Origin of the sequence: Inquilinus limosus MP06 (assembly GCF_000767795.1) — a bacterium.
Taxonomy (GTDB): domain Bacteria; phylum Pseudomonadota; class Alphaproteobacteria; order DSM-16000; family Inquilinaceae; genus Inquilinus; species Inquilinus limosus_E.
Genome location: NZ_JANX01000597.1, coordinates 1 through 3,755 on the forward strand (window position 1 = coordinate 1; position 3,755 = coordinate 3,755).

Consider the following 3,755-nt stretch of genomic DNA (forward strand, 5'->3'; position numbering starts at 1 on the left):
GTCATCGCTTCCCAGTCGACCGCCTCCGATCCCTCCGCCGAGCGCTGCTTGTTGGCGTCCGCCTTGTTCAGGCTGGCATCGGTGGCAAAGCCGTTGCCCCCGACCAGCCCGGCTTCAATGCAGCGCCGCACCGTCGTCTCGAACAGCTCGCGCAGCAGGTCGCTGTCGCGGGAGCGGCCGTGACGGTTCTTCGAGAAGGTCGAATGATCCGGGACATCGCCCTCCAGGCCGAGCCGGCAGAACCAGCGATAGGCGAGGTTCAGATGCACCTCCTCGCACAGCCGACGTTCCGAGCGGAGGCCCAAGCAGTACCCGATGAGCAGCATCCGGATCATCAGCTCGGGATCGGCCGGGGGGGGCGCCCGATCTCGCTGTAGAACGGCCGCAGATGCGCGCGGATGCCGGATAGGTCGACGAACCGGTCGATCGAGCGGAGCAGGTGATCGGCCGGGACGTGGCGCTCGAGGTTGAACTCGTAGAACAGCGCCTCCTGCATCACCGTCCGCTCGCCCATCATCGCCGCGTCCTCCTCTGCCCAGGAGGACTGAATCAGCACTTCACTCCGCCAGCAACGACGACTTTTTCAACGCAATCGGCGCGCTTCAGCCGAAGCCTCGCGAGGCATGAAGGACGAAGCGGAAGGTGCCGATGCCGCCCCGTCAGGCCCGATCAGGTGTTGGGCCAAGCTGCCGTATTCCGGCGGTCAGCCCCCTCCCATATCCGTCATCTGCCGGGATCCACGAGAGGGCTACAACTGTCCCCCAGGACGAATGTGGGCTGGAACATCACTTTGCGCGGCGGCAACTCCATGCCGTTGTTTATCCTGTCGACCAGCATCCGCAGCGCCTCACTGGTCATGTCGTCGACCGGGTGTTCAGTTCGTGTCAGCCGCGGCCGGAGCCCGCCGATACCGGGGATCGTGTCGGTCGACGCGACGGAAATGTCCTCGGGGCAGCGGAGGCCGAGATCGACGATCGCCCGCATCGCACCCAGGGCCATGACTCCGTTGGCCACATAAAGCGCGGTGGGGCGATCCGGCTGTTGCAGCAGGTCGCGCGCCACCGAATAGGCCACGTTCTCGCGGAAATCGCCGCTGCGGACATGATCGGCCTGGGGAGAGATGCCCCGCCCTTGCATCGCTTCGAGCATGCCGTCCAGGCGGCCGCGGCCGGAGCTCAGATGCAGGGGGCCGGTGATGGTCCCGATCCGGCGATGGCCGAGGTCGAGGAGGTAGGTCGTCACCTGCCGCGCCGCAGAGACATTGTCGAGCGTCACCGTATCCGAGCGGTTGCCGTCGACCGTACGGCCGAACAGGACCGACGGCATGGAGTTCCCGTCGAAATCCCGTCTCAGGTACTGCGACTGGCTGCCGACCGGCACCAGCACCACGCCATCGCACGACAATGTCTTGATGCGGGACAGGGCCCGCCGCTCGGTCTCGGGCTTCTCGTCGCTGTTGAACACCACCAGCGAATAGCCCCAGGCGGTCGCCGCGGCTTCGGCGGCACAGACGATGCGGGCGAAGAAGGGGTTCGCTAGGTCGGCGACGACGAGCGCGATCAGCTGGCTTTTGCCGCGCTTGAGGTTCCGGGCGACTGCCGAGGGCGCGTATTGCAGCTCGCTGACCGCGGCCAGCACCCGGGCCCGCAGCGCCGGGCTGACATAGGCCGAGTCATTCACCACGGCGGAGACGGTCGCGGTCGAGACGCCGGCCGCGCGTGCAACATCTCTGATGGTTGCCAATTGGACGTCCAGCTAATCGTTTCGCCGACTGTCGCTGATCGGAACGGGCTTGTCCAGGCGCCGATACAACGAATTTTACGCTTGCCAGATCATGGGAGATTGTCGAGTTTAGCGAAACGGTTAGATGATGTTCGCTGGTCCGGCGTGATCCGCCCCGGGAGGGTTCACGCCCCGGAGGGAGGAAGGAAGAACATGAGGACTCCGCTGCTCGGCATGCTTGCCGTGGTCATGGCTCTGCCGGCCGGCGTGGCCGCGGCTCAGGACAAGACGCTTCTCGGCATCGTCTCGATCGCCGCGACCGAGGCCAACAACGTCCGCTACATTTCCGGCGCGACCGCCGCGGCGAAGGAGCTCGGCTGGGAGGTGTCGGTGATCGATGCCGCCGGCAGCGCCGACCAGGCCAATGCCGCGATCCAGAATTTCGTGCAGCGCGGCGCCGGCGCCGTGGTCGACATGGTGTTCCCCTACTCGTCGATCGGGGCCGGGCTGGCCGCGGCGAAGGATGCGGGCGTGCCGGTCGTGACCTGGGGCGGCGGGCTGGGCGGCAGCGTGGCCGCCACCAACGGCTCCGGCGCGCCCCTCGCCCAGCCGGTGATCGACAAGCTGGTGGCGGATCTGGGCGGCAAGGGCAGCGTCCTGGCCCTGACCTACCGCACCGGCGAAGTCTGCCGGAACCGCGAGGCGCTGTTCGATGAGATCCTGGCCAAGCACCCGGACATCAAGGTCACCAAGAACGAGGTTCGGATCCCAGGCTACTTCCAGGACGGCGCGGAATACGCCAACGCCTGGCTGGCCTCGCACCCGTCGGGGGACGAGAACCTGGCGATCTGGGGCTGCTGGGATGATCCGGCGATCGGCGCCATCGGCTCGCTGCGGCAGCAGGGCCGCGACGACGTCAAGGTCTACGGCGTCAACGGCAATGCCCAGGCGATCGAGAACATCCGCAGCGGCCACATGGACGCGACCGCCTGGGAGGACAGCTACACCGAGGGCTACCAGATGGTGAAGCTGCTGGTCGACATCAAAGGCGGCGCCGGGAACTGGGCCCCCAAGGCGGTCGAGGTGCCGGCCGTCCTGGTCACCAAGGAGACGGTCGAGCAGTTCGTGAAGGATCACCCCGAGGCGCTCGGCAAATGAGCCTGGGGCACCGCATGGCCGCCCCGGAGGATCCACCGGCGTCGACCGGAGCCGCCCCCTTCCTGGCGGCCATCGGTGTGGCCAAGTCGTATGGTGGGGTCCAGGCGCTGAAGGGCGTTTCGCTGTCGCTCGAGGCCGGGCGGGTGCACGGGCTGGTCGGTGCCAATGGAGCCGGCAAGTCGACGCTGATCCGGGTGCTGGCCGGCCTGACCCGCCCGGATGCCGGCGAGGTCCGGATCGACGGCGCCCCAGTCGCCATTGCCTCGCCCCAGGACGCCACCGCGCTGGGGCTGGGGTTCATCCACCAGGAGCTCGCCTTCGTGCCCGGCATGACCGTGCTGGAGAACATCATGCTCGGCGTGCCGAAGAAGCGGCGCCTGGGCATGGTCGACTGGGCGGCGATCGAGCGCGACGTCGCCCCCATCGCCCGGCGAGTGGGCATCACCGCCCCGCTGCGCGCCGGCACGAAGGGCCTGTCGACCGCCGAGAACTGGCTGATCAGCATCTGCCGGGCCCTGGTCCGCAAGGCGCGGCTGATCGTGATGGACGAGCCGACGGCCTCGCTGTCGGCCAGCGAGGCCGAGCGGCTGTTCGCGATCATCGCCGACCTCACCGCCTCGGGCGTCGCCATCCTCTATGTCTCGCACCGGCTGGACGAGATCCTGCGGCTGTGCCACCGCGTCACCGTGTTCCGCGACGGCCGGTCGGTGGCCGAGATCGGACAGGATGCGCTGAGCCGGGCGGTGCTGGTAGAGGCGATCGTCGGCGGCGAGACCAGGCCGGCCGAGACGGCCCGCGGCCGGGCCGTGGGCCGCGATGCCGTGCTGCGCGTCTCCGGCCTGGCCCGGCACCCCAAGGTCCGGGAGGTGAGCTTC

At 68.3% G+C, this 3,755-nt stretch carries 3 protein-coding genes and 1 pseudogene; 2 read left to right on the forward strand and 2 right to left on the reverse strand.

Annotated elements, in window-relative coordinates; translation table 11 throughout:
- Together P409_RS29130 and P409_RS29135 are read right to left on the reverse strand one after the other, a co-directional pair.
- Positions 1 to 517, reverse strand: a pseudogene (locus P409_RS29130) (transposase); the annotation flags it as partial.
- Between the two features lie 206 nt (positions 518 to 723).
- Complete coding sequence (locus P409_RS29135) at positions 724 to 1,743, reverse strand: LacI family DNA-binding transcriptional regulator (protein ID WP_052121537.1); 1,020 nt, start codon at positions 1,741 to 1,743, stop codon at positions 724 to 726.
- Between the two features lie 192 nt (positions 1,744 to 1,935).
- Between P409_RS29135 and P409_RS29140 the strand changes: the two genes are divergently transcribed.
- Positions 1,936 to 2,880, forward strand: coding sequence for a sugar ABC transporter substrate-binding protein (locus tag P409_RS29140; RefSeq protein ID WP_081991898.1), 945 nt, complete (start codon positions 1,936 to 1,938; stop codon positions 2,878 to 2,880).
- Positions 2,877 to 3,755: ATP-binding cassette domain-containing protein (locus tag P409_RS29145; RefSeq protein ID WP_202964840.1), on the forward strand; the 879-nt coding region annotated here is incomplete at its 3' end. The genes P409_RS29140 and P409_RS29145, both read left to right, overlap by 4 nt.